Source organism: Micromonospora sp. CPM1, from assembly GCF_023896895.1.
GTDB classification, from domain to species: domain Bacteria; phylum Actinomycetota; class Actinomycetes; order Mycobacteriales; family Micromonosporaceae; genus Micromonospora; species Micromonospora tulbaghiae.
The window spans coordinates 101,064-125,985 of sequence record NZ_JAMHIU010000011.1; the positions used below are offsets into that span (position 1 = coordinate 101,064).

The window sequence follows — 24,922 nt, forward strand, 5'->3', positions numbered from 1 at the left end:
GGCCTGCGGAGTCACAGATGTTAGCGCAAACATCGACCAGAGTTAATTAGAGCACATCCCGCCGCCCGGCGGGACATCGGTTGTGCCGGCCGGTGCCGGGCCGGGGCGGCGGCATGCCACCCACGGCCCGGCTCCCCGTGCGGGGATCGGCGCTCCGGCGAGGTCAGGGACTGGTGCAGCTGACACCGCTGGGCGCGGTGGCCCCGTTTCCGGTGGCGGTGAACCCGAACGTCGTCGAGCCGTTCGCGCCGACCGTGCCGTTGTAGTCGGCGTTGCGGACCGACACCGAGCCGGTGGTGCCCGTGTTGACGCCGTTCCAGAGGCTGCTGATCGCCTGGCCGGAGGCCAGGGTCAGGCGTACCGTCCAGCCGTTGAGCGTGGTCGCGCCGTTGTTGGCCACCGTGACCTCGGCCTGGAAGCCACCGGGCCAGGTGTTCACGGTCCGGTAGGTCGCCGTGCACGCGCCCGGCTCACCGGTCGGCGGCGGGGTCGTGGGCGGCGGGGTGGTCGGCGGCGGGGTCGTGGGCGGCGGGGTCGTGGGCGGCGCGGTGGTCGGCGGCGCGGTGGTGGGCGGCGGCGTGGTGGACGCGAACTGGCTGAAGAACCGCCAGATCTCCCCCGACGTCCAGGTCCGGGAGTCGTTCGGGCTGGACGACCCGTCGACCGGGCTGGGGGTGTGGTCGCCGTCGAACGCGGCCCACTGCACCGGGTAGCCCTCGCGGCAGCCGGAGTACGTGGTGGTGATGTGGGTGAGGCTGCCCCGGCTCGGCTCGCGCGGGCTCTGCGCGGTGCAGCCGTTGTTGCGGACGAACGTGTCGCGCAGCGACCGCCCCATGGAGATGTTCAGCACGCTGTCGTAGATGCCGTGGATGCCGAAGTAGGCGACCGGCTGGGTGCCGCCGTTGCAGCCGCTGAGGTTGGCGCCGGAGATGACGGTGACCGCACGGACGATCGTGGGCCGGGCGCAGGCCACCGCGTAGCTCATCGCCCCGCCGTAGCTCCAGCCGAGCGCGAACCGCTGGCTGGTGTCGACGCAGAGGTCGTTCTCGACCTGCCGGGAGATGTCGTCGAACAGCGTCAGGTCGCGGCCGTTGGTGTTGGCCCAGCCGTTGTCGATGCCCTGCGGCGCGACGAAGATCGTGCTGTTGTTGGACAGCGGCAGCAGGCCGTAGTAGCCGGCCGAGGCGACGTTGTTCGCCGAGCCGTTCAACCAGTGGAACCCGAAGATCAGCCGGTACGGGTGGTTGCGGTCGTAGCCGTCCGGGATGCGCAGGATGTAGCTGCGGTTCTGGCCGCCGCTGGAGATGGTGCGCGTCCCACTGGACAGCGTCGGGGCCTTGCCGCAGCCGGCGGTCGCCGCGAGCGTGCCGTTTGTCGACGCCTGCGCCGTCTCGCCGAGGCCGGCGCTGAGCGCGCCGCCGGCCGCGGCCGCGAGGAGCACGGCCGCGGCGGCGACGGATGAGAGGAGGGATGTTCGTTTCGCCATTGCTGGACTCCTTGCCCTGGGTGCCGGTGCAGGCCGGGCCGTCCGTCGATGCCGACGTCGCCTGCGAAGAGGGCGCGGAGCCGCGCGTGCGGCCGGGGCCGAAGTCGTCCGTTGGCCGCCTGCGTCGGCGTGCATCGGCGGAGCGGCCCGGACTGGTCACCGGCCGGCGGGGCGGCGAGGACGGTGCCTCGGGTCGCCTTGCCGGTTGCGGGGGTGACGGGGAGCGTGCCCTTCGCTCCCGTGCCGGAACATAGCAGGTTATCGATAACATGTTCAACCGGCCGGGCCCGGAGGAATGCCGGGTGGGCCGCCGGGTGAGCGCTCACAGGAGCGCGGCGCCGGCGTCGCCGCCTGCTCAGGCGCGGTCGGCCAGGGCCGGCAGGTCGCAGCCGGCGAGGGCGTCCGGCTGGGGTACGCGGGCGAGGTCCGCCTCGGCGAGGCCGAGCCGCCGGTACGCGGTGTGCAGCGCCGCGACCACGGCGCCCAGCGCGCCGGAGAGGTCGCCGAGTTCGGCGCCGTGCACAGTCGCCGCGGCGGCGGGCACGATCTCGTGCAGTCGGCCGCGCAGCCGGACCAGATCGGGTGTGAGCGCGTGGGAGACGCCGCCGCCGAGGACGATCACCTCCGGTTCGTAGGCGACCACCGCCGCGGTGAGGATGACCAGCAGCGCCTGCTCGACGTACTGCCGGACCGGCACCAGGCGCGGGTCGGCCGAGCGGAACACGTCCGCCGCGTTGTCGAACGACAGGCCGAGCTCGCGGGCGCGGGCGAGGATGCCGGACCCGCTGATGATCCGTTCGAGGGGTGCGCCGAGCGGACCGGCGGGCAGGTGGCCGAACTCGCCGACCAGGCCGCTGCGGCCCCGGAACAGCCGGCGGTCGATGGCGACGCCGGCGCCGAGCCCCGCCCCGATGGTGAGCATCACCGCGGTCTGCGCGTCCCGGGCGGCGCCGAAGCGCAGCTCGCCGAGCAGCGCGTAGTTGGAGTCGTTGTCCACCTCGACCGCGGTGTCCAGGTGCTTCTCCAGCAGCCGCAGGAACAGCGGGTCCTCCACCTGCGGCAGGTTCGGGGCGTTGGACACCGCGCGGTCGCCCTGCCGGACGGCGCCGGGCAGGCCCACCGCGACGCAGTCGAGGCGCTCCCGGTCGGCGCCGACGGTCCCGAGGATCAGGTCGGCCAGCCACTGGGCCAGCCGGGGGGCGTCGTATCCGGCCGGCGTGGGCACGGTCCGGCCGGTCAGCGGCTCGGCGGCGAGGTCGGCGACGACCAGCCGGACGTTCGAGCCGCCGACGTCGACCCCGCAGACCACGCCGCGTCCGGCGGCGATCGCCACCCGGGTCGCCCGCCGGCCCCGGGTGGTGGTCGGCGCGCCGTCGGTCTCGGTCAGCAGCCCCTCGTCGAGCAGTTGTTCCACGATGCGCGACACGGTGGCGGGGGAGAGGTCGGTCTCGTGGCCGATGGCCGTGCGGCTCACCGGACCGTGGGTCAGCACGTGGGCCAGCACCGTGGACCGGTTCGCCGCCCGGGGTGCTCGAGATTCCACGCCCACCTCCGCCGATTTTATTTCCGCCCGAATGTTAAAGCCGTGCCGCCTCCCGGGCAACCACCCGGGGCGTGTCGCCCGGCGGCGGCGCGTGGCGGACATCGACGCCCGTCCTCCCGCGGCCTCACGCGGGCGTGAAAGCCCAGGTCAAGTGCCATGCCAGCGACTCGAAGTCAGTGGGAGGAATCTCTGACCAGCACCCTTGACGGAGTGTGATGACCGCGATAATACTTTCACCCTGAACGGAAATAGAGGTCGCTGGCCCCCAGGGACGGCGGCGGGTGCCCCCGCACGCGCCGTGCCGGTCGCATCGGACCCCCGTGTCAGTCCGGAATCACCGGTTCCAGACCCCGTTGCTGTGAAGGGAAGAGCAATGATTCTCAGCCGTAGACGTGGTGCCGCCCTCGGCGCGCTCTGCGCCCTGGCGCTCATGGTCGGCGCCTGCTCGAACGAGACCTCCGGGAGCGGCGGCGCGTCGAGCGGCCCGCGTACCGAGCCCAGCCTGTCGTTCGTCGGCCCCGGCGGCGAGACGCCGACCGCCGCCGACCAGCTCTCGCTCACTCCCGAGGAGCGGCAGAAGGTCAAGGACGGCGAGTACTCCGCCGCCTTCGTCTGGCACGAGGGCTCCGCGCTGACCAAGGCCGTGGAGTCCGGCGTCCGCAAGGAGTTCGACCAGCTCGGCATCAAGGTGCTGGCCAGCACCAGCGCCGAGTTCGACGCGGCCCGGCAGGCCAACAACGTGCAGACCGTCCTGGCGCTCAAGCCCGACCTGATCGTCACCATCGCGGTCGACCCGACCGCGGCGGCCGCGGCGTTCAAGCCCGCCGTGGACGCCGGCGTCAAGCTCGTCGTGATGACCACCCCGCCGAAGGGCTACAAGTCCGGCGAGCAGATCGTCGGCATCGTCACCGCCGACCTGACCGCGTTCGGCAAGGCCAACGCGGAGATGCTCGGCAAGGCGCTCGGCGGCAAGGGCAAGGTCGGCTACGTCTACCACGACGCCGACTTCTGGTTCACCAACCAGCGGGACAAGGCGTTCAAGGACTGGCTGGGCTACCTCTACCCGGACATCGAGATCGTCGAGGAGGCCGGGTTCTCCGACCCGGCGCGTACCGAGGACATCGCCACCGCGATGCTGACCCGCCACGCCGACCTCAAGGGCGTCTACGTCGCCTGGGCCACCGCCGCCGAGGGCGTGCTCGCCGCGACCCGTCAGCAGGGCCGCACCGACGTCAAGATCGTCACGAACGACCTGGAGGCGAACCTCGCCGCCGACATGGTCAAGGGCGGCAACGTCGCCGGCGTCGTCGCCAACGGCTCGACCCGCCTCGGCGAGAACCTGGGCGTCGTCGCCGCGTACGGCCTGCTCGGCAAGAAGGCCCCGGAGCTGGTCGTCGGATCGCCGATGGCCGCCACCAAGGACAACATCGCCGACGCCTGGCGCGACGACTACGGCCAGGAGCCCCCGGCCGAGGTGCTCGGCAACTGACGCCGGGCCGCGAGGTCCGGGGCCTCCCCGAACGGGCCCCGGACCTCGCCGGACGCGGCCCGGCCCACACCGCCGGGCCCGCGACCACAGCGAGACGAGAGGAAGAAGCACATGGGGTACGTCCAGACAGTCCTCGGGCCGGTGGCTCCCGAGTCGCTCGGCCGGGTGCTGAGCCACGAGCACCTCGGCGCGCTGGTGCCCGGGCCGTGGCTGTCCGGCGGCGCCGGGGACGACCGCGCCGACCTCGCCGCCGACGCGGTGAGCGGCCTGCCGGAGCTTGGCTTCGGCACGGTCGTGGACCTGTCCCCGTACGAGGTGGTCGGTCACGACGTGACGCTGCTGCGTGAGGTGGCGCTGCGTACCGGCCTGAACGTGGTCGCCGGATCGGCGATCTACCTGGAGCCGTACTCCCCGGGCTGGGCGCTGACCGCGAGCGTCGACGAGATGCGCGAGCGCTTCGTCGCCGACGCCACGATCGGCGTCGGGGACACCGGGATCAAGGTGGGCATCTTCGGCGAGCAGGCCACCGGCCTGAACGAGATCACCCCGCACGAGGAGAAGTGCCTGCGCGCCGCCGCCCGCGCCCACGTCGCCACCGGCCTGGCGGTGAACACCCACACCACCCACGGCACGATGGCGCTGGAGCAGGTCGAGATCCTGCGCGAGGAGAAGGCCGACCTCTCCCGCGTCGTCATCGGCCACCTGGACATCAACCCCGACCCGGACTATCTGCGGGCCGTGCTGGCCACCGGCGTGAACATCGCCTTCGACACGCTCGGCAAGCAGTTCTGGGACTTCGTGCTCGCCCCGCTGCCGGCGGACCCGCCGGAGGGCGAGTTCGCCAAGCGCGCGTACCACCGGCCCGACCGGGCCCGGCTGGACATGCTCGCCGGGCTGGTCCGGGACGGGTACGCCGACCGGATCCTGCTCTCGATGGACCTGACCGGCGCCGAGGCGTACCTGAACCCGGGCACGCACGGCCGCCTCGGGTACTCGTACCTGGGCGCGGAGATCGTGCCGGGTCTCGCCCGGCTCGGTGTGCCGCCGGAGGCGATCGACCAGATGCTGGTGGCCAACCCGGCCCGGCTCCTGACGGTCGGCTGATGGCCGCGCATCCGCGTCCGTCCGGCTACGTCGCCGGCGTCGACCTCGGCGGCACCAAGCTGCGGGCCGCGCTGGCCGACCTCGACGGTCTCGTCGTGGACGAGCAGGTGCAGCCGACCGACCCCCGGGGCGGTACGGCGGTCGCCGCGCAGATCGACGCGCTGCTGCGCCAGCTGGCCGCCCGGACCGGCATCGACTGGTCCGACGTGCGGGCCAGCGCGATCGGCCTGCCCGGCGTACCCGACCCGGCGACCGGCGCCATCGAGCTGTCGCCCAACGTCTCCGACCTGGAGGCCCTCGACGTGCGGGCCGAGCTGACCCGCCGGCTGGGCCACCCGGTCGTGCTGGACAACGACGTCAACATGGCCGCCGCCGGCGAGCAGTGGCTGGGCAGCGGGCGTACCCACAGGCACTTCGTGTTCGTGGCGGTCGGCACCGGCGTCGGCATGGGCATCGTGCTCGACGGCGAGCTGGTCCGCGGCGCGCGCGGCGCGGCCGGGGAGATCTCCTACCTGCCGCTGGGCACCGACCCGTTCGACAAGGACAACCAGGTGAAGGGCGCGCTGGAGGAGGCGGTCGCCGGCGCCGCCCTCGCGGCCCGCTACCGGGCGGTGTCCGGCGAGCAGGCGAGCGTGCCCGACGTCTTCGACCGGGCCGCGTCCGGTGACCCGGACGCCCTCGCGGCCATCGACGAGGAGGCGCGGCTGATCGCCCTGGCCGTCGTCGCGGTCGCCGCCGTCCTGGACCCGGAGGCGGTCGTCCTGGGCGGCGGCATCGGCTCCCGGGCCGAACTCGTCGAACCGGTCCGGCGCTGGGTCGCCGCGCTCAGCGCGGACGCCCCGTTGATCAAGACCAGCCGGCTCGGCGACCGGGCCGGCCTGCTCGGCGCCGTCGCGGTCGCCCGCCGGGAGGCCGGCGTACGCGACGACGTGCCGGCCCACCGGAACACCTCTTTCCAGACAGCGGAGGGACGATAGATGACCCACACGGATGCGGCGGTGAAGACCAGCGCCGCCCCGGCCTGGCGCCGGATCAACTGGCGCGACTACGTGGTCTACATCGGCTTCGCGGTCGTGTTCCTGTTCTTCGCCATCACCCAGGGCAGCAACGGCTTCCTGACCACGAGCAACCTCACCAACATCGTCATCCAGACCGCGCCGATCACGATCATGGCGGTCGGGCTGGTCTTCGTGCTGGCCGCCGGTGAGATCGACCTGTCCATCGGCTCGGTCGTCGCGCTCTCCGCGCTCGTCGGCGCGGTGACGTTGCGCGAGACCGACAGCATGCTGCTCGGCGTGGCCGCGGGCCTCGCCGCCGGCGCGGCGGTCGGCCTGGTCAACGGCGTCTTCGTGACGCTCGTGCGGCTGCCCAGCTTCCTGGTCACGCTCGCCACCATGGGTGCGGTGGCCGGTCTGGCCCGCGAGGTCACCGGCCTCCAGTCGGTGCCGGTCAGCAACGACGCGTTCCTGTCCTTCTTCGGCCAGGGCGAGATCCTCGGCATCCCCGGCCTGGTGCTCTGGTCGGTGGCGGCGGCAGTGGTCGGCTACCTCGTGCTGCGGCAGACCCGGTACGGCGCGCACACGCTCGCCATCGGCGACAACGTCGCGGCGGCCCGGGTCAGCGGCATCAAGGTGATCCGCGTCAAGATCATGGTGCTGATGGGCAGCGCGATGTGCGCAGCGATGGCCGGCCTGCTGTACGCCGGCCGCCTCCAGGGCGCCCGGTACACCCTCGGCGAGGCCGACCTGATGTCCGTGATCGCCGCCGTGATCGTGGGCGGGACCAGCCTCTTCGGCGGCAAGGGCTCGATCATCGGCGCGGTGCTGGGCAGCCTGCTGATGGGCATGCTCAACAACGGCCTGATCCTGGCCGGCCTGTCCGTGTCGCAGCAGATGATGGCGCGCGGCGCGATCATCCTGGTGGCCGTCTCCCTCTCGCTGCGCGAGCGGCGAAGCTGACCCGGAAGGAAGCACACGCATGTTTCTGGACCTGCTGCGACGCCGCAATCCGGGCCTGCTCGCCGCCGCCGCGAACCTGCACGGCAGCGGTGACCTGCCGGCCAACTGCTACGCGCTGGACCTGGACACGGTCGCCGCGAACGCCGCCGCCATCCGGGGCGAGGCCGACCGGTTCGGGCTGTCCGTCTACGCCATGACCAAGCAGGTCGGGCGCAACCCCGACTTCTGCCGGACGGTCCGCGACGCGGGCATCACCGAGGCGGTCGGCGTCGACCTCCAGTGCGCGCTCGCCGACCGGCGCGGCGGGCTCGGCATCGGTCACCTCGGCCACCTGGTGCAGATCCCCCGGCACGAGGCCGCGGTCGCCGCCGCGCTCGCGCCCGCGTACTGGACGGTCTTCAACGACGCCAAGGCCGCCGAGGCGGCCGCCGCGAGCGCGGCGGCCGGGCGGGAGCAGGCGCTGCTCGCCCGGATCGCGGCTCCCGGCGACCGGTTCTACCGGGGCCACGAGGGCGGCTGGCCGGCCGAGGAGGTCGTCGCTGTGGCCCACCGGCTCGACGCCCTCGACGGCGCCCGGTTCGCCGGTGTCACCAGCTTCCCGACCCAGCTGTTCGATCCGGCCGCCGGGCGGGTCGTGCCGACCCCCAACCTCGGCACCCTGCGGAGCGCCGCCGCGGCGTTGCGCGCCGCCGGGTGGTCGCACGTCGAGATCAACGCCCCGGGTACGACGTCGGCGGCGATCCTGCCCACGCTGGCCGAGGCGGGCGTGACGCAGGTCGAACCCGGTCACGGGCTCACCGGCACCACGCCCTGGCACGCGGTCACCGACCTGGTCGAGGAGCCGGCCGTGCTCTACGTCAGCGAGGTGTCCCACCTGTGGGACGGGCGGGCGTACGTCTTCGGCGGCGGGCTCTACGTCGACCCGGTGCTGGGCCTGGGCGGCACCCGGGCGCTGATCGTGCCCCGGGGCGGTGGTCTCGACGACGCGTACCTGGTCGACGTGGAGATGCCCGCGCCGGAGGCGATCGACTACTACGCGATGGCCGACGTGACGGCGGCGCCGGGCGTCGCGCCCGGCGACACGGTCCTGTTCGGCTTCCGGCCGCAGGCGTTCGTCACGCGGGCGCTGACGGCGGGCGTGACCGGCGTCCGGTCGGGCGCCCCGGCCGTGGCCGGCGTGTACGCCGCCGACGGCTCGGCGCCGATCGGGCTGGACGACATCCACGCGGTCGGCGGCCCCGGCACCGGCAACCACACCGCTCGCAGCGCAGGGAGGGCATGATGAGCACGGTCACCGACAAGACCGACGCGACCAGGGCGGGCGCCCCGCCGCTGCGGTTGCGCGGCATCCGTAAGCAGTTCGGCGGCGTCGTCGCGATCGAGCGCTTCGACCTGGAACTGGCCGCCGGCCAGATCACCGCGCTGGTCGGCGACAACGGCGCCGGCAAGTCCACCCTCGTGAAGATCATCTCGGGGGTGTACCAGCCCACCGAGGGCGAGCTGGAGATGCACGGGCGGCCGGTGACGTTCCGGGACGCCTCCGACGCCCGCCGGCAGGGCGTCGAGGTGGTCTACCAGGATCTGGCCCTGGCCGACTCGCAGCCGGTCTACATGAACATGTTCCTGGGCCGGGAACTCACCCGCGGTCCGCTGCGGCTGCTGGACCGGCGCCGGATGGCCCGGGAGACGCAGGAGCTGGTGGACGCGCTGGACGTACGCATCCCCAGCGCGAAGGCGACCATCCGGGACCTGTCCGGCGGCCAGCGGCAGGCGGTGGCGATCTGCCGCGCCACCCACTGGGCCAGCGGCCTGGTGCTGATGGACGAGCCGACCGCGGCGCTGGGCGTGGCCGAGACCGCCAAGGTGGAGCAGCTGATCCTGAAGCTGCGGGAGCGGGGCGCGGCCGTGCTCGTGGTCAGCCACAACCTGGACCAGGTGTTCCGCATCGCCGACCGGGTGGCGGTGCTGCGCCGGGGACGCCAGGTCGGCGTGCGCGGCATCACCGAGACCAGCCGCAACGAGATCGTCTCGATGATCACCGGCGCGTCCGAGGAGACCGTCCGCCCCTGACCCGCGCGAACCACCGCGCGAGACGATGACCCCGGGTGTCCCTCCCGGGGTCATCGGCGTTCCCGGCCCCGTTCGATCCGCCGTACGTAACGTTTGTGTGAACCCATGTGAACGCTGACAGCGCGGCTATCCCGCACTTCGGGAGCGCTTTCGTTTCGTTGCGCAGCCGTGTTCACTGAACACCGTTCACCCTATTGTTCACTGGTGCTAAATCCGGTAGAACTCCTGGTAGGTCCGCTGCTCGGGCCATCTGCCTCGTGCTTCTAGGAGGACTTCTCATGGCTCGTTCACCCCGTCCGGGCGCCTCCTCGCCCGCGCTCTCCCGCCGCGGCGTCCTGCAGTTGGGCGGCAGCGTCGCGCTCCTGTTCGCCACCGGCGCCTGCGCCGCGGACAGCGGTAACAAGTCCACGGACGGCAAGTCCGGCGGCGCCTCCGCCAAGACGCTGCGCATCGCCGTCTCCAGCTACCTGTCGAGCTGGGACCAGGACTTCGTCGGCTTCGACCTGACCGCGCTGATGCTCTACAAGAACGTCTTCCCGTACCTGATCGACTACGGGGTCACCAACGCCGGCGGCAGCCAGATCCTCGACACCCAGAACATCACCCCGACGTTCGCCGAGTCGTTCGAGCCGGACGCCGAGCAGAAGGTGTGGACGCTCAAGCTGCGCCGCGGCGTGAAGTTCGCCAGCGGCAACGAGATGAAGGCCGCCGACGTCAAGTGGTCGAAGGACCGCGCGTTCGCCGCCCAGGCCAACGTCGCCGGCGTCTACCGCACCATCGGCCTCACCAGCGCCGACCAGGTCAAGGTGGTCGACGACTACACGGTGGAGTTCCACCAGGCGTTCCCCAGCGCGCTCACCCGGCAGATCCAGGCGATCTCGCTGTACGTCTTCGACTCCGTCGAGGCCAAGAAGCACGCCAGCGCCAGCGACCCCTGGGCCAAGGACTGGTTCGCGAAGAACCCGCCCACCGGCGGCTACTTCAACGTCGCCAAGGCCACCCAGGGCCAGGAGATCGAGCTCAGCGCCAACACCGGCTACCCGGGCCCGGACCCGGCCAAGACGCCGACCATCCGGATCTCGGTCGTGCCGGCCGCCTCCAACCAGCGGCTCCAGCTCCAGGCCGGTGACATCGACATCGCCCTCGGCATCAGCCAGCGCGACATCCAGGACCTCAAGAAGGCCCCGGGCATCAAGGTCATCTCAGCGGCCAGCAACCGCCAGGTCGCCATCCAGATGTCGGTCACCGCGGCGCCGTTCAACGACGTGAACGTGCGCAAGGCGCTCGCCTACGCGGTGCCCTACGAGCAGATCATCAACAACGTGTACGGCGGCGACGCCCGCGCGGCCAAGAGCCCGGTCCCGCTGGACATGCCCGGGTACGACGAGAGCGGCTACCCGTTCACCCACGACCTGGAAAAGGCGAAGGCCGCCATGGCCGCCGCCGGCCGGGCGTCGCTCGACTCCGAGCTGGTCTTCGAGGCCGACAACGAGGAGCAGCAGAAGATCGCCGTCCAGGTGCAGAGCGAGGCGGCCAAGGCCGGCATCCGGCTCAAGCTGACCCCGCTCGACCCGGCGACCCTCGGCGAGCGGCGGACCAAGAAGAACATCCCGCTCCAGATCACCTCCGGGCAGCTCTGGGTGGACGACGTCGAGTACATGCTGGCGACCAGCTTCGTCAAGGGCGCCAACCTCAACTACTCGAACTACACCAACCCGGAGATCGAGCAGATCTACGAGAAGTCGCACACCACTGTCGACACGGGCGCCCGCAACGCGCTGTGGAAGCGGGTCCAGGAGATCCTCGCCGCCGACGTGCCGTGGGTGGTCATCTGCCAGCCCAACTTCAACCTGCCCGTCCGGGAATCCGTCGCCGGCTGGGTGCAGCCGATGGACGGCCTCGCCCGCCTGCGCTACCTGAGCGCTTCGGCCTAGGGACGTCACCCACCCATGCGTATCTTCCGGTTCGTCGCCAGGCGACTGCTCCAGCTGATCCCCGTTCTGCTCGGAGTGGTCGTCCTGGCCTTCCTCCTGGTCCGAGTGCTGCCGGGCGACCCCGTCCGCAGCATCCTCGGGCAGAACGCCACCGAGGAGGACGCCGCCGCGGCCCGGGCCCGCTTCGGGCTCGACCAGTCACTGTGGCAGCAGTTCCTCGACTACCTCGGCGGGCTGTTGACCGGTGACTTCGGGACCTCGATCCAGAGCGGCAGCTCCGTGGGCTCGGAGATGGCGCTCCGGGTGGGTCCGACCCTGGAGCTCGTGGTCATCTCGGTGACCATCGCGCTCGTGGTGGCGACGGTGCTGGGCATCTGGTCGGCCAAGCGGGCCAACCGGGCCGGGGACCACAGCGTCCGGATCTTCGCGCTGGTCGGCAACTCCGTACCGGAGTTCTGGCTCGGCCTGGTGCTGGTGCTCGTCGGCTACAGCATCCTCGGCTGGTTCCCGGCGCCCAACGGCCGGGTCGACCCGGACACCGGCCTGACCCCGCTCACCGGCGCCGATCTCGTCGACGCCGTCCTAACCGCCAACGGGCCGGCGATCGCCTCGGCCGCGGCGTACCTCGTGCTGCCGGTGCTGACCCTCGTGGTCGGCGTGGTCGCCCCGCTGCTGCGCAGCGTCCGGGCCTCCGCGCTGGAGGTGCTGCACTCCGAGTCGTACGCCGCGGCCAAGGCGCACGGGCTGCGCGACCGGACGCTGCACTACGGCTACCTGCTGCGGGCGACGCTGGTCCGGCTGCCGTCGCTCGCCGCGCTGGTCTTCGGTACGGCGATCGGCTCCACCGTGCTCGTCGAGTACGTGTACTCGTGGCAGGGCTTCGGCCAGTGGGCCCTGCGCGGCCTGCTCTACCGGGACTACCCGGTGGTGCAGGCGTCGGTGCTGGTCATCGCGTTGTGCTACGTGCTGGTGTTCCTCATCGCCGACGTGGTCCACGCGATCCTCGACCCGAGAGTGAGGCTCTGATGGCCGAGCTGCGAACCGTCCCCGACGGTCCCGCCGCCGCGCCGGTGGTGGTGCCCGGCGGTGACCGGGACAGCCGTTTCGCCCGCCGCATGATCATCGCCGGGGCGAGCATCCTGTCGGTGGTCGCGCTGGTGGCGGTGTTCGCGCCGCTGCTGAGCCAGTGGGGCGAGACCGAGATCGACGCGGCGAACACCCTGGTCGCCCCGGGCGGCAGCCACCTGCTCGGCACCGACGGCAACGGCATGGACATCTGGAGCCGGGTGCTCTACGCCGCCCGGCTCGACCTGGGCATCGCCCTGGCCGCTGTCGCGCTCGCCGTGGTCGTCGGCACGCTGCTCGGCCTGGTCGCCGGCTACTTCGGCGGCTGGCTCGACGACGTGCTGATGCGGGTGGTCGACATCTTCCAGTCGTTCCCCACGTTCATCCTGGCGCTGGCCGTGGCCGCCCTGCTCGGCAACGGCACGATCAACCTGATCATCACGATCGCGGCGGTGAACGCGCCGGCGTACGCCCGGCTGGTCCGCGCCGAGGTGCGGTCGCTGCGGGAACTGCCGTTCGTGGACGCCGCGATCACCTCCGGGGCGTCGCCGGTCGGCGTGCTCTGGCGGCACCTGCTCCCGAACAGCCTCACCCCGGTCCGGGTCATCGCGCCGCTGAACTGCGGCTGGGCCATGCTCACCCTGGCCGGGCTCTCCTTCCTCGGCCTGGGCGTGAGCATCCCCGAGGCGGAGTGGGGCGCCATGATCAGCCTCGGCGCCGCGGACGTGGTCGGCGGCCGGTGGTGGACCTCGGTCCCGCCCGGCCTGGCCCTGTTCGTCTGCGTCCTGGGGTTCAGCCTGCTCGGCGAAGGCCTGCAGGACCGCGCCAACGCGAAGCGGCGGTGACCATGCTGTCGATCGAGAACCTCTCCGTCACGATCCGCCGGCCCGGCCGGCAGGTGGCAGCGCTCAGCGGCGTCAGCTTCGCCGTACGACCCGGCGAGGTCGTCGGCCTGGTCGGCGAGAGCGGCGGCGGCAAGAGCATGGTGGCCCGCGCCGTCGTCGGGCTGCTGCCCGGCGGCTCGCACGCCACCGGCCGGGTGCGCTTCGGCGACTCGGACGTGCTGCGCATGGACGACGCCGCGCTCGCCGCCCACCGCGGGCGGGGAGTGGCGATCTGCTTCCAGAACCCGCGCGGCGCGCTCAGCCCCACCCGCACCATCGGCAAGCAGCTCGTCGACCGGCTCGCCACCCACCAGGAGATGTCCGGCGAGCGGGCCAGGGAGGCGGCGCGCGAGCTGTTCGAGGCGGTCGGCATCCGCAGCCCGCAGCGCCGGCTCGACGCGTACGCCCACGAGCTGTCCGGCGGCATGGCCCAGCGCGTGATGATCTCGCTGGCCACCGGCTGCGCGCCGGAGCTGCTGATCGCCGACGAGCCGACCACCGGCCTGGACGTGACGCTGACCCGGGAGATCCTGCGCCAGTTCCGGCACGCCGCCGACACCGACGGCCGGGGCGTCCTGCTGATCTCGCACGACCTGGCGTCCATCGCGGAGGTCTGCGACCGGGTGGTGGTGCTCTACGCCGGCACCGTGGTGGAGAGCGGACCGGCCGCGCAGGTGCTGCGGGAGCCCGCGCACCCGTACACCCGGGCGCTGCTGCGCTCGGTGCCGGACGTCGGCGGCCGGCCGGTCGTCGCCACCCCCGGCGCCATGCCGCTGCTCACCGAGGCGCCGCACAACTGCCCGTTCGTCGCCCGGTGCGCGCACGCCGACGGCACCTGCTCGTCCCGTCGTCCGGCCACCGTGCCGGTGCCCGGTGGTGGTGAGTGGTCGCTCGCCTGCTTCCACCCGCAGACCCGGCCGCTGGACGCCGGCCTGCCGCGGACGTCGCACACGCCGGCGGCGTCCGGCGCGGTCGCGGCCTCGGACGCGAAGCCCGCAGTGCTGGAGATCGAGGACGCGCACGTCGTCTACCGCAGCCGCTTCGGTTCCGGCGGGCACCACGCGCTGCGCGGCGTCACGCTGCGGCTCGGGCCGGGCGAGACGCTGGGCGTGGTCGGCGAGAGCGGCTGCGGCAAGAGCACGCTCGCCAAGCTCGTCATGGGTCTGGTCGCGCCCACGTCCGGCACCGTCACGGTCGCCGGGCAGGCGCTGGTCAAGCAGCCGGGCCGCCCCCGGCCGCGGGGCCGGGCGCTGCGCCGGGCCCGGACCCGGGCGCAGCTCGTGTTCCAGGACCCGATCGGCTCGCTCAGCCCGCGCCGTCCCGTCGGCGACTCCATCGCCGAGCCGCTGCGCGCCGCGGGCCTGTCCCCGGCCCAGCGGGCCGAGCGCGTCGCCGCCGTGCTGGACCGGATGGAGCTGGACCGGTCGATCCTCCAGCGCTACCCGCACGAGCTGTCCGGCGGTCAGGCGCAACGCATCGGCATCGCCCGCGCGCTGGTCGGCGAGCCGGACCTGATCGTGTTCGACGAGCCGACCTCGGCCCTGGACGTCACCGTCCAGGCGCAGATCCTCGACGTGATCGCCGACGTGGCGGCCGACGCGGACCGCGCCTCGGTGTTCATCTCCCACGACCTGGCCACGGTGCGCGGGTTCGCCGACCGGGTCGTGGTGCTCTACCTCGGCCGCGTCGTCGAGGAGGGACCGGTGGACGTCGTGTTCGACACGCCCCGGCACCCGTACACCCGGGCGCTGCTGGGCAGCGCCCCCCGCCTCGGCGGGACGACCGGGTCCGACGGCGAGGCCGTCGAGCTGGTCAAGGACCTGGAGGAAGCCGACGCCGCGACCGGGTGCCCACTGGCCGCCCGGTGCCCGTTCGTCACCGACCGGTGCCGAGCGGAGCAGCAGGAGCTTCAGTCGTACGGCGAGAGCCGGGCCGCCTGCTGGCGAGTTCCCGAGCTTCCCGCCCTCATCGGAAGGCAGGCTGTCACGCCATGACCCGTCGCCCCATCCGGCTCGCCGTCGACATCGGCGGGACCTTCGTGGACGCCATGGAACTCGACACGCGCACCAACCGGGTCCGCTTCCGCAAGGCGGCGACGACCCCGGCCCGGCCCGCGGACGGTGTCCTCAACGCGATCACCGCGCTCGGCACCGACCTGTCCGAGGTGGAGCTGTTCATCCACGGCACCACGCTCGGCCTCAACGCGGTGCTGGAGCGGCGTGGTGGCCGTACCGGCATCATCACCAACGAGGGCTTCCGGGACATCTTCCTGATCGGCCGCGGCAACGTGCCGTCCGACCACATGTACGACTTCCAGTACCAGCGGCCGGAGAGCCTGGTGCAGCGCCGCTTCACCGCGGGCGTGCGGGGCCGGCTGGACTACCGGGGCCGCGTGGTGGAGCCGCTGGACCCGGACAGCGTCCGGGAGGCCGCGCGCAGGCTCGTGGTGGACGAGCAGGTCACCTCCATCGCCATCTGCTTCCTGCACTCGTTCCTCGACCCGGGTCACGAGCGGGAGGCCGCGCGCCTGATCCACGAGGAGTTCCCCGAGGTCAGCCTGTCGCTGTCGACCGACATCGTGCGCGAGTACCGGGAGTACGAGCGGACCAGCACCACGGTGCTGGAGGCGTACATCCGGCCGATCTTCGAGCGGTACGTGGACGAGCTGGAGTCCGGCCTGGCCGAGCGCGGCTTCGCCGGGCGCTTCCTGATCATGCGGTCCGGCGGCGGCTCGATGACCAGCGCGGTCGCCAAGACCGCACCCACGCACACAGTGCTCTCCGGCCCGGCCGGTGGCATCGTCGGCGCCGCGTACGTCGCCTCCGAGCTGGGCCGGGACAACGTGCTCACGTTCGACATCGGCGGCACCTCGCTGGACGCCTGCGTGATCGAGCGCGGCAACCCGGTCGCCGCGTACGAGGCCCAGCTGGAGCACTTCCCGCTGCTCATCCCGACGTACGACATCCGGACCATCGGCGCCGGCGGCGGCTCGATCGCCTGGCTGGACCACGGCCTGCTCAAGGTCGGCCCGCAGAGCGCCGGCGCCGACCCCGGCCCGGTCTGCTACGGCCGGGGCGGCACCAAGCCGACTGTCACCGACGCCGCGGTGGTGCTCGGCTACATGGACCCGGACCGGTTCCTCGCCGGCACCATGGGGCTGCGCGACGCCGAGGCGCGCGCCGCGATCACCGAGCAGCTCGCCGAGCCGCTCGGCCTCACCGTGGAGAACGCGGCGGCGGGCGTCTTCGACGTGCTGCTGGCCCGCACCGTCGGCGCGGTCCGGCAGATCACCGTCGAGCGGGGTCACGACCCCCGGCAGTTCGCGCTGCTCGCGTTCGGCGGCGCCGGACCGCTGCTGGCGCCGCTGCTGGCCCGCGAGATGGGCATCGGCGAGGTGATCGTGCCGTTCGCCCCGTCCGGCTTCTCCGCCTGGGGCATGCTCTCGGCCGACATCGTCAACGACTTCAGCCGCACCGTGATGGCCACGCTCGACGACGCGGACCTGGCGGAGCTGGAGCAGCTGTTCAAGGCCGTCGAGGCCGAGGCGGTCGCGTCGCTGGTGGCGCAGGGCGTGCCGGCCGGCGAGGCGGTGCTGGAGCGGCAGTTCGAGCTGCGCTACCTGGGCCAGGAGCACAGCCTGATGGTCACCGTCGGGCGCGGGCTGGACCGCGACGCGATCCGGGCCGCGTTCGACGAGACGCACCGCACCCGGTACGGCCACACCATGGGCAACCCGCTGCAGATCCTCAACCTGCGGGTGCGCGGCATCGGGCGCACCGACCGGCCCGAGCTGGAGACGCTGGCGCGCGGTGACGGCGACCCGGCGCAGGCGCTGCTGACCCACCGCGACGCGTACGACTTCGGGCAGCAGGCGGTGGTGCCGTTCGCCGTCTACGACCGAGCCCGCCTGGAGCCGGGCGACACCTTCGACGGACCGGCGCTGATCGACGAGGGCACCTCCACCACAGTGGTGCCCAGCGGCCAGCGGGTCACCGTCGACGACCACGGATACCTGCTCGTCACCCTGGAGGAAGCCGCATGACCACGCTGGACGGAGCCCAGGTCGAGGTCGTCCGCAGCTATCTGCTGTCGGCCGCGGAGGAGATGCGGGCCACCCTCATCCGTACCTCGTTCAACCCGGTCATCTACGAGGTGCACGACTTCGGCCTGTCGATGTACGACGCCGACCTGCGGCTGGTCGCCGAGGCCACCGGCCTGACGTTCTTCCTCGGCGCGAACGACTTCTCGCTGCGCAAGGGCGTGGAGTACGTGGGCCGGGAGAACCTGCACCGCGGCGACGTGGTGCTGCTCAACTACCCGTACTGGAACGCGGCGCACGCGTACGACGCGACGCTGTTCGCGCCGGTGTTCCGGCCGGACGAGGCCGACCCGGAGGCGGACGGCGACCTGGTCGGTTTCCTCTGCGTCCGCGCGCACTGGATGGACCTGGGCGCCAAGGACCCGGGCTATGTGCTGGACTCGACCGACATGCACCAGGAAGGGCTGATCTTCCCGGGCACCAAGGTCGTGTCCCGGGGCGAGCCGGTGCGCGAGATCCACGAGCTGATCCGCTTCAACTCGCGGATGCCCGACGCGGTGCTCGGTGACCTGCACGCGCAGATCGCCGCGCTGCGTACCGGCGAGCGCCGGATGCTGGAGATCATCGAGAAGTTCGGCCGGGACACCGTCGACCAGGCGATCGACCGCATCATCGCCGACGGTGAGGCCCGCGCCCGCGCGGCGCTGGCGACGCTGCCGCAGGGCACCTGGACCGCCGAGGACTGGGTGGACGACGACGGCATCACCGACGACCCGGTGAAGATGCGCGTCACGGTGACCATCGCCGACGGGCGCTTCGTCGTCGACTTCGCCGGCTCGGCGCCCGCCACCCGCGGCCCGATCAACATGCCGTTCGGGGCGACGGAGGCGATCTGCAAGGTCGTGCTGAAGTCGCTGACGTCGCGGGACGAGCCGTCGAACGCCGGCACCGTGGCACCGCTGGAGGTGCGGGCCGAGCCGGGCAGCCTGTTCCACGCCGTCTACCCGCAGCCCACGTTCACGCTCTGGACCGGCATCGTGGCGGTGGAGCTGATCCTCAAGGCGCTGGCCCAGGGCATGCCGGACCGGCTGCCCGCCTCCTCCGGCGGCGACGTGCCCGGCTTCATGATGGTCGGCCTGCACCCGGACACCGGGAAGATGTTCGCGGTCAGCAACAACGACCTGGTGGGCTGGGGCGGCACCGCGCAGCACGACGGCATGGACGCCGCCACGCACGTCTCCGGCAGCACCGGCCGGGGCACCCCGATCGAGGTCATGGAGGCCAAGACCGGGATGTTCTTCGAGCGCTGGGAGATCCGCGCGGACTCCGGTGGCGCGGGCCGGTTCCGGGGTGGCTGCGGCCTGCGGCGGGACATCCGGTTCCTGACCCCGGGCGAGTTCCTCACCGTGATCAAGAAGACCAAGAGCGCGCCGTGGGCGCTCGACGGCGGCGAGCAGCCGGAGCCGAACCAGATCGTGGTGTTCCCGGGCACCGACCGCGAGCACCGGGTGAGCACGAAGCGCACCGTGGTGGCGGCGGGCGACCGGGTCACGCTGCTGACCGCCGGTGGCGGCGGGCACGGCGACCCGCGCGGCCGCGACCCCGAGGCGGTCCGGCGGGACGTGGCCGAGGGCTACGTCTCCCGGGAGGCGGCCCGGGACGTCTACGGAGTGGACGTCGATGGGTGAGCCGACGGTCGACGGGGCAACCGTCGAGGTCGTCCGCAGCCACCTCGTCTCGGCCGCCGAGGAGATGCGGGCCGCGCTGGTGCGCACCGCGTTCAATCCGGTGATCTACGAGGTGTACGACTTCGGCATCTCCGTCTACGACCGGCGGCTTCGGCTGGTCGCGGAGTCCACGGGGTTGTCCCGCTTCCTCGGCGCCAACGACTACTCGCTGCGCAAGGGCGTCGAGTACGTCGGCCGGGAGAACCTGCGCCGCGGCGACGTGGTGCTGCTCAACTACCCGTACTGGAACGCGGCGCACACGTACGACGCGACGATGTTCGCGCCGGTCGTGCTGCCGGACAGCGAGGAGCTGATCGGGTTCCTGTGCATCCGGGCGCACTGGATGGACCTGGGCGCCAAGGATCCCGGTTACGTGCTCGACTCCACGGACATGCACCAGGAGGGGATCATCTTCCCCGGCACGAAGGTGTACGACCGGGGTGAGCCGGTGCGCGAGATCCACGAGCTGATCCGGTTCAACTCGCGGATGCCGGAGCTCGTCATCGGCGACCTCAACGCGCAGATCGCCGCGCTGCGTACCGGCGATCGGCGGGTGACCGAGCTGTACCGCGACTACGGCCCCGCGGTGGTCGACGCGGTGATCGACCGGGTGATCGACGCCGCCGCGCAGCGCGCCGGCGAGGCGGTGGCCGCGCTGCCCCAGGGCAGCTGGACCGCCGAGGACTGGCTCGACGACGACGGCGTCACCGACGAGCCCATCCTCATGCGGGTCACCGTCACGGTCGCCGACGGCGAGTTCACAGTGGACTTCGCCGGCTCGTCCCCGGCGGTGCCCGGGCCGGTGAACCTGCCGCTCGGGGCCACCATCGCCACCTGCCGGGTCGCGTTCAAGGGCGTCACGACGCCGCACGAGCAGACCAACGCCGGGCACTTCGCGCCGCTGCGGGTACGCGCCGAACCCGGCACGCTGTTCCACGCGCAGTACCCGGCCGCCACGTTCACCCAGTGGACCGGCACCGTCGCGCTGGAGCTGATCCTCAAGGCGCTGGCGCAGGGCATGCCGGACCGGCTGCCCGCGTCCTCCGGCGGTGACGTGCCCGGGTTCATGATGGTCGGCCTGCACCCGGACACCGGCGACATGTTCGCGGTCAGCAACAACGACCCGGTCGGGTGGGGCGGCACGCCCCGGCACGACGGCATCGGACCGGCGAACCACCTGTGCCAGACCCAGGCGCGCAACACGCCGGTCGAGGTGCTGGAGTCGAAGACCGGGATGTTCTTCGAGCGCCTGGAGATCCGTACCGACTCCGGTGGCGCCGGCCGGTTCCGGGGCGGCTGCGGCCTGCGGCGGGACATCCGGTTCGTGACACCGGGTGAGTTCCTGACGGTGATCAAGAAGACGAGGACCGCGCCGTGGGCGCTGGCCGGCGGCGAGCAGCCGGAGCCGAACCAGGTGGTGGTGTTCCCGGGCACGGACCGCGAGCACCGGGTGAGCACACGGCGTACCGCGGTGGCGGTGGGGGACCGGGTGACGTTGCTGACCGCCGGTGGCGGCGGGCACGGTGACCCGAGGAGTCGGGATCCAGAGGCGGTGCGACGGGACGTGGCCGAGGGCTACGTCTCGGCCCGGGCCGCCCGAGACGTTTATGGAGTGATCGCGTGAGTGCCGCCTATTCGCCCGAGCAGCCGAGCGTGCTGCTCGGCAACTGCACAGTGCTGGACGCCCGCGTGGTGGACGGCATGGCGCCCGTGACCGGTGCCGGGGTGTGGGTCCGGGGTGACCGGATCGCCGCCGTCGGGCCGTACGCCGAGGTGGCCGGGCATGCGCGCGCCGCCGGCCGGCTGACCGAGGTGGACCTCGACGGCGCGTACCTGACGCCCGGCCTGGTCAACATGCACACCCACTTCTCGCTGTCGCTGCCCGGCTCCGCCGGCGAGGGCGTCAAGGGGATGGGCTCGTACGACCTCGCCCACTACATGGCCGACGGGGCGCGGCGCACGCTGCACTCCGGCGTGACCACAGTGCGCTGCGTGGCGGAGAAGGACCACGCCGACTTCGCGCTGCGGCGGGCGATCAACGCCGGGCGCGTGCCGGGTCCGCGCATCTACACCGCCGGCCGGGCGCTGGTGTGCACCGGCGGGCACGGCCACGAGAGCAACGACACGCTCGAATGCGACGGCCCGGTGGGCTTCCGCCGGGGCGTCCGCAGCCAGATCAAGGCGGGCGCGGACCTGATCAAGGTGATGATCTCGGGTGGCATCGCCGGTGAGCACGAGAGCATCCACACGCCCCAGTTGTTCGCCGACGAGATGACCGCGGTGATCGAGACCGCGCACGCGTGGGGCCGCAAGGTGACCGCGCACGCCGGACCGGCCGACGTGATCGGCGCGGCCGTGGATCTGGGACTGGACTGCGTGGAGCACGGCTACCAGCTCACCCCGCAGGTCGCGGCGCGAATGGCCGAGCGCGGCACCGCGCTCGTGCCGACGCTGCTGGTGACCCGGTGCAAGGAGTTCTTCGACGAGCTGGGCGTACCGGAGTGGATGCAGTGCCGGTCGCTCGGCGCCGGCCCCCGGCACCTGGAGAGCTTCGACATGGCGATCGCCGCCGGCGTGGAGGTGCTGCTCGGCAGCGACATGCCCCCGTTCTGGGAGTTCGAGGGCACCACCGCCTCGATCCGGGAGCTGGAGTACATGTCCGAGCGGATCGGCACCGCGCGGGCCATCCACGCCGGCACCCTCGGGCCGATCCGGTGGCTCGGCGCGGAGTCCGACCTCGGCACCGTCGAGGCCGGCAAGCTGGCCGACCTGATCGCGACCGACGCCGACCCGCTGGCCGACACCTCGGCCTTCCGGGACGTGCGGTGGGTGATGAAGGGCGGGCAGATCGCCCGCGACGACCGGAACCAGGAGGAGACGCGATGATGTTCGCGCAGGCAGGCGCGGCGGCGATCGCCGCCGGCATCGATGACATGTACGACGCGTTCCTCGCCGGGGACCAGCAGCGGTTCGACACGCACCTGCACCCCGAGGTGACCACCTGGGAGACGCACCTGCCCGGGCCGCTGCGGACCCGCGCCGAGCTGGACGAGTACCGCGCCCGGCGGGACGCCGCGGGGCAGCGGCCCCGGCTGGCGGTGCTCGCCGCGCGGGACAAGCGCATCGACGTCTGGGACGACTTCGGCGTGGCCCGGTACGAGCTGGTCTCGCAGCTCGGCCCGGACGACGAGCCGGAGATCACCCGGGTCACCGACGTGGTGCGCCGGATCGACGGCCGCTGGGTGATCGTGCACCACCACGCCGAGCTGGTCCGGGAACCGGTGGGCGCGGCGTGATCCGGCGGCTGGTCGCCGGGCGGACCGGCGAGCCGGCGGACGTGCTGTCGGTCGCCGACCTGCCCGACGACCCGCCGCCCGGCCCCGGCGAGGTGCGGCTCGCCGTGCGTACGGTGGGGCTGAACTTCCTGGACGTCATGCTCTGCCGGGGCGAGTACCCGGTGCGGCCGGACCCGCCGATGACACCCGGCGTGGAGGCGGCCGGACGGGTCGTCGCCGCCGGCGCCGGGGTCGAGCACCTGCTGGGCCGGGAGGTGCTCGCCTGCCCGGCGCTGCCGCGCGGCGCGCTCGGCACGACCGTCACCGTGGACGCCGCGGTGGTCGTACCGCGACCGTCCACCGTCGACCCGGTGACCGCCGCGGCGCTGCCGGTCACCTACCAGACCGCGTGGTTCGCGCTGGAGCGGGCCGGTGTCACCGCCGGGCAGACGGTGCTGGTGCACGCGGGCGCCGGCGGGGTCGGCATCGCCACGATCCAGCTCGCCGTCGCCCGCGGCGCGCGGGTCCTGGCCACCGCGGGCGGTCCGGCCAAGACCGCGATCTGCCGCGACCACGGCGCCGCGGTCGCGATCGACTACACCGCGGCGGACTTCGTGCCCGCCGTGCTGGCGGCCACCGGCGGCCGGGGCGTGGACGTCGTGGTGGACCCGGTGGGCGGCGACGTGTTCGCCCGCTCCTGCGACTGCCTGGCGTTCGAGGGCCGCCTGGTCGCGGTGGGCGCGGCGGGTGGCACGCCGCCGCCAGTCGACCCGCTGCGGCTGATGGCGGCGAACGCGACGCTCGTCGGCCTCTCCTGGGGCTCGCAGTACCCGTGGCGCCGGGCGAGCGCCGTCGAGGCCGCCTACCAGGAACTGTTCGACATGTGCGTCTCCGGCGCGGTCCGGCCGCCGGTCAGCCGCGTGGTGTCGCTGGACGAGGCGCCCGCGGCGCTCACCGAGCTGGCCGAACGCCGGACCACCGGCAAGATCATCGTACGGATCGAGGAGGGGGAGGGGCCGTGAGCGACAGCGACGACGGCGACATGGAGATCTACGACCTGAAGGTGACAGTCGACCGGATCGAGGGCCGGTCGGTGTGCGGCATGGCCGTGGGCGACCACTTCGAACTCACCAACAGCGCTCACCTGCGGCTGCCCGAGGGAAAGCACTTCTGCGTGTACGCGCTCGCCTCGGTGCTGCCCTTCCTCGCCGCCAAGCAGCGTGACCTGGCGCCGGGGGACTGGCTGGCCCAGGACTCCCACTTCATCTGCCCCGACCCGGAGGAGCGGCTCGTCATGAAGGTGGAACGGACCTGCCGGCGCACGATGAACTCGGCGGACCTGACATGACGGTCGAGATCGGACTCGGCCTGCAGAGCGACAAGCCGGCCGGCGCCTACGCCCGGCTGGCCCGCGCCGCCGAGGCGCACGGCTTCGACGTGCTCACCGTCTTCGGCGACCTGATGTACCAGCCGCCGATCTTCCCGCTGCTGGAGATGGCGCAGGCGACCGAGCGGGTACGCCTCGGCGCGGCCTGCCTGAACCCGTACTCGATGGCGCCGTACGAGATCGCCGGTCAGATCGCCGCCCTGGACCTGGCCTCGCACGGGCGGGCCTACCTGGGTCTGGCCCGGGGGACCTGGCTGGGCGCTGTCGGCCTGCCGCAGCCGCGGCCGCTGACCACGATCGATGAGGCCGTCCAGGTCGTCTACCGCCTGCTGCGCGGCGACCGCAGCGGCTTCACCGGGAAGGTCTTTTCGCTCGCCCCCGGCACCGCGCTGCGTTACGACGTGCGGCGGCCCGACCCGCCGCTGCTGCTGGGCGCGTGGGGTCCGCAGGGCGCGGCGCTGGCCGGCCGGATCGCCGACGAGATCAAGGTGGGCGGCAGCGCCAACCCGGACATGGTCCCGGTGATCCGCGAGCGGCTGCGGACCGGCGCGGAGAAGGCCGGACGCGACGTCGCGGACGTCGGCATCGTGCTCGGGGCGGTCACCGTCGTCGACACCGACGGCGAGGCGGCCCGCGCCAAGGCCCGCACCGAGGTGGCCATGTACCTGGCGGTGGTGGCCGAGCTGGACCCGACCGTCGTGATGCCCGACGACCTGGTCAAGCGCGTCGGCGAGCTGGTCGACGCGGGCGAGGACGAGGCGGCGGGCCGGCTGATCCCGGACGACGTGCTCGACCGGTTCGCCTTCTCCGGCACCCCGGAGCAGGTCGCCGCGCAGGCCCAGGCGCTCATCGACGCCGGTGTCCGCCGGGTCGAGTTCGGCACGCCGCACGGCCTCACCGACGAGCGTGGCGTGGACCTGCTCGGCTCCGCCGTCCTGCCGCTGCTGCGCAGGTGAGTCCG

20 protein-coding genes are annotated in these 24,922 nt (G+C 72.7%); 18 read left to right on the forward strand and 2 right to left on the reverse strand.

Annotated elements, in window-relative coordinates:
* Positions 1-163: 163 nt before the first annotated feature.
* On the reverse strand, positions 164-1,486 hold the full coding sequence (locus tag M8C11_RS15710; RefSeq protein ID WP_252450091.1) for a cellulose binding domain-containing protein: 1,323 nt from the start codon (positions 1,484-1,486) through the stop codon (positions 164-166).
* A 355-nt stretch (positions 1,487-1,841) separates the two neighbouring features.
* Positions 1,842-3,029: an ROK family transcriptional regulator gene (locus M8C11_RS15715; RefSeq protein ID WP_252450092.1), complete on the reverse strand. Its 1,188-nt coding sequence runs from the start codon at positions 3,027-3,029 to the stop codon at positions 1,842-1,844.
* A 373-nt stretch (positions 3,030-3,402) separates the two neighbouring features.
* Here M8C11_RS15715 and M8C11_RS15720 point away from each other — a divergent pair, with 373 nt between their 5' ends.
* From M8C11_RS15720 to M8C11_RS15805, 18 genes are all read left to right on the forward strand, one after another.
* Positions 3,403-4,518 carry a substrate-binding domain-containing protein gene (locus M8C11_RS15720; protein ID WP_091427902.1) on the forward strand — a complete coding sequence of 372 codons (1,116 nt, stop codon included), beginning with the start codon at positions 3,403-3,405 and terminating at the stop codon, positions 4,516-4,518.
* A 111-nt stretch (positions 4,519-4,629) separates the two neighbouring features.
* Positions 4,630-5,622 (forward strand): phosphotriesterase, encoded by a 993-nt coding sequence (locus M8C11_RS15725; protein WP_252450093.1) that lies wholly within the window; start codon positions 4,630-4,632, stop codon positions 5,620-5,622.
* Complete coding sequence (locus M8C11_RS15730) at positions 5,622-6,599, forward strand: ROK family protein (protein ID WP_252450094.1); 978 nt, start codon at positions 5,622-5,624, stop codon at positions 6,597-6,599. The genes M8C11_RS15725 and M8C11_RS15730 overlap by 1 nt, the downstream gene beginning before the upstream one ends.
* Entirely contained in the window at positions 6,600-7,580 is a 981-nt protein-coding gene (locus M8C11_RS15735) for an ABC transporter permease (protein ID WP_121684515.1), read from the forward strand.
* Positions 7,581-7,599: 19 nt separating this feature from the next.
* Complete coding sequence (locus M8C11_RS15740; protein ID WP_252450095.1) at positions 7,600-8,862, forward strand: alanine racemase; 1,263 nt, start codon at positions 7,600-7,602, stop codon at positions 8,860-8,862.
* A complete protein-coding gene (locus M8C11_RS15745) occupies positions 8,862-9,650 on the forward strand; it encodes an ATP-binding cassette domain-containing protein (protein WP_120570829.1) in 789 nt (262 codons plus the stop codon). Before M8C11_RS15740 ends, M8C11_RS15745 begins: the two co-directional genes overlap by 1 nt.
* A 278-nt stretch (positions 9,651-9,928) precedes the next feature.
* Positions 9,929-11,584, forward strand: coding sequence for an ABC transporter substrate-binding protein (locus M8C11_RS15750; protein WP_120570828.1), 1,656 nt, complete (start codon positions 9,929-9,931; stop codon positions 11,582-11,584).
* Positions 11,585-11,599: 15 nt separating this feature from the next.
* Positions 11,600-12,610: an ABC transporter permease gene (locus M8C11_RS15755; RefSeq protein ID WP_128138124.1), complete on the forward strand. Its 1,011-nt coding sequence runs from the start codon at positions 11,600-11,602 to the stop codon at positions 12,608-12,610.
* Complete coding sequence (locus tag M8C11_RS15760) at positions 12,610-13,494, forward strand: ABC transporter permease (RefSeq protein WP_091427917.1); 885 nt, start codon at positions 12,610-12,612, stop codon at positions 13,492-13,494. Before M8C11_RS15755 ends, M8C11_RS15760 begins: the two co-directional genes overlap by 1 nt.
* Before the next feature lie 2 nt (positions 13,495-13,496).
* Positions 13,497-15,527, forward strand: a complete 2,031-nt coding sequence (locus M8C11_RS15765) for an ABC transporter ATP-binding protein (RefSeq protein ID WP_252450167.1) — start codon at positions 13,497-13,499, stop codon at positions 15,525-15,527.
* Complete coding sequence (locus tag M8C11_RS15770; protein WP_252450096.1) at positions 15,524-17,575, forward strand: hydantoinase/oxoprolinase family protein; 2,052 nt, start codon at positions 15,524-15,526, stop codon at positions 17,573-17,575. The genes M8C11_RS15765 and M8C11_RS15770 overlap by 4 nt, the downstream gene beginning before the upstream one ends.
* Positions 17,572-19,260, forward strand: coding sequence for a hydantoinase B/oxoprolinase family protein (locus M8C11_RS15775; protein ID WP_252450097.1), 1,689 nt, complete (start codon positions 17,572-17,574; stop codon positions 19,258-19,260). The genes M8C11_RS15770 and M8C11_RS15775 overlap by 4 nt, the downstream gene beginning before the upstream one ends.
* Positions 19,253-20,923: a hydantoinase B/oxoprolinase family protein gene (locus tag M8C11_RS15780; RefSeq protein WP_252450098.1), complete on the forward strand. Its 1,671-nt coding sequence runs from the start codon at positions 19,253-19,255 to the stop codon at positions 20,921-20,923. Before M8C11_RS15775 ends, M8C11_RS15780 begins: the two co-directional genes overlap by 8 nt.
* A complete protein-coding gene (locus tag M8C11_RS15785) occupies positions 20,920-22,185 on the forward strand; it encodes an amidohydrolase family protein (protein WP_252450099.1) in 1,266 nt (421 codons plus the stop codon). Before M8C11_RS15780 ends, M8C11_RS15785 begins: the two co-directional genes overlap by 4 nt.
* A complete protein-coding gene (locus tag M8C11_RS15790) occupies positions 22,182-22,595 on the forward strand; it encodes a nuclear transport factor 2 family protein (RefSeq protein ID WP_252450100.1) in 414 nt (137 codons plus the stop codon). Before M8C11_RS15785 ends, M8C11_RS15790 begins: the two co-directional genes overlap by 4 nt.
* Positions 22,592-23,596, forward strand: a complete 1,005-nt coding sequence (locus M8C11_RS15795) for a zinc-binding dehydrogenase (protein ID WP_252450101.1) — start codon at positions 22,592-22,594, stop codon at positions 23,594-23,596. Before M8C11_RS15790 ends, M8C11_RS15795 begins: the two co-directional genes overlap by 4 nt.
* Positions 23,593-23,922 (forward strand): TIGR04076 family protein, encoded by a 330-nt coding sequence (locus tag M8C11_RS15800; protein WP_120570819.1) that lies wholly within the window; start codon positions 23,593-23,595, stop codon positions 23,920-23,922. The genes M8C11_RS15795 and M8C11_RS15800 overlap by 4 nt, the downstream gene beginning before the upstream one ends.
* Positions 23,919-24,917, forward strand: a complete 999-nt coding sequence (locus M8C11_RS15805; protein WP_252450102.1) for an LLM class flavin-dependent oxidoreductase — start codon at positions 23,919-23,921, stop codon at positions 24,915-24,917. The genes M8C11_RS15800 and M8C11_RS15805 overlap by 4 nt, the downstream gene beginning before the upstream one ends.
* The last annotated feature ends 5 nt before the right edge of the window (positions 24,918-24,922 follow it).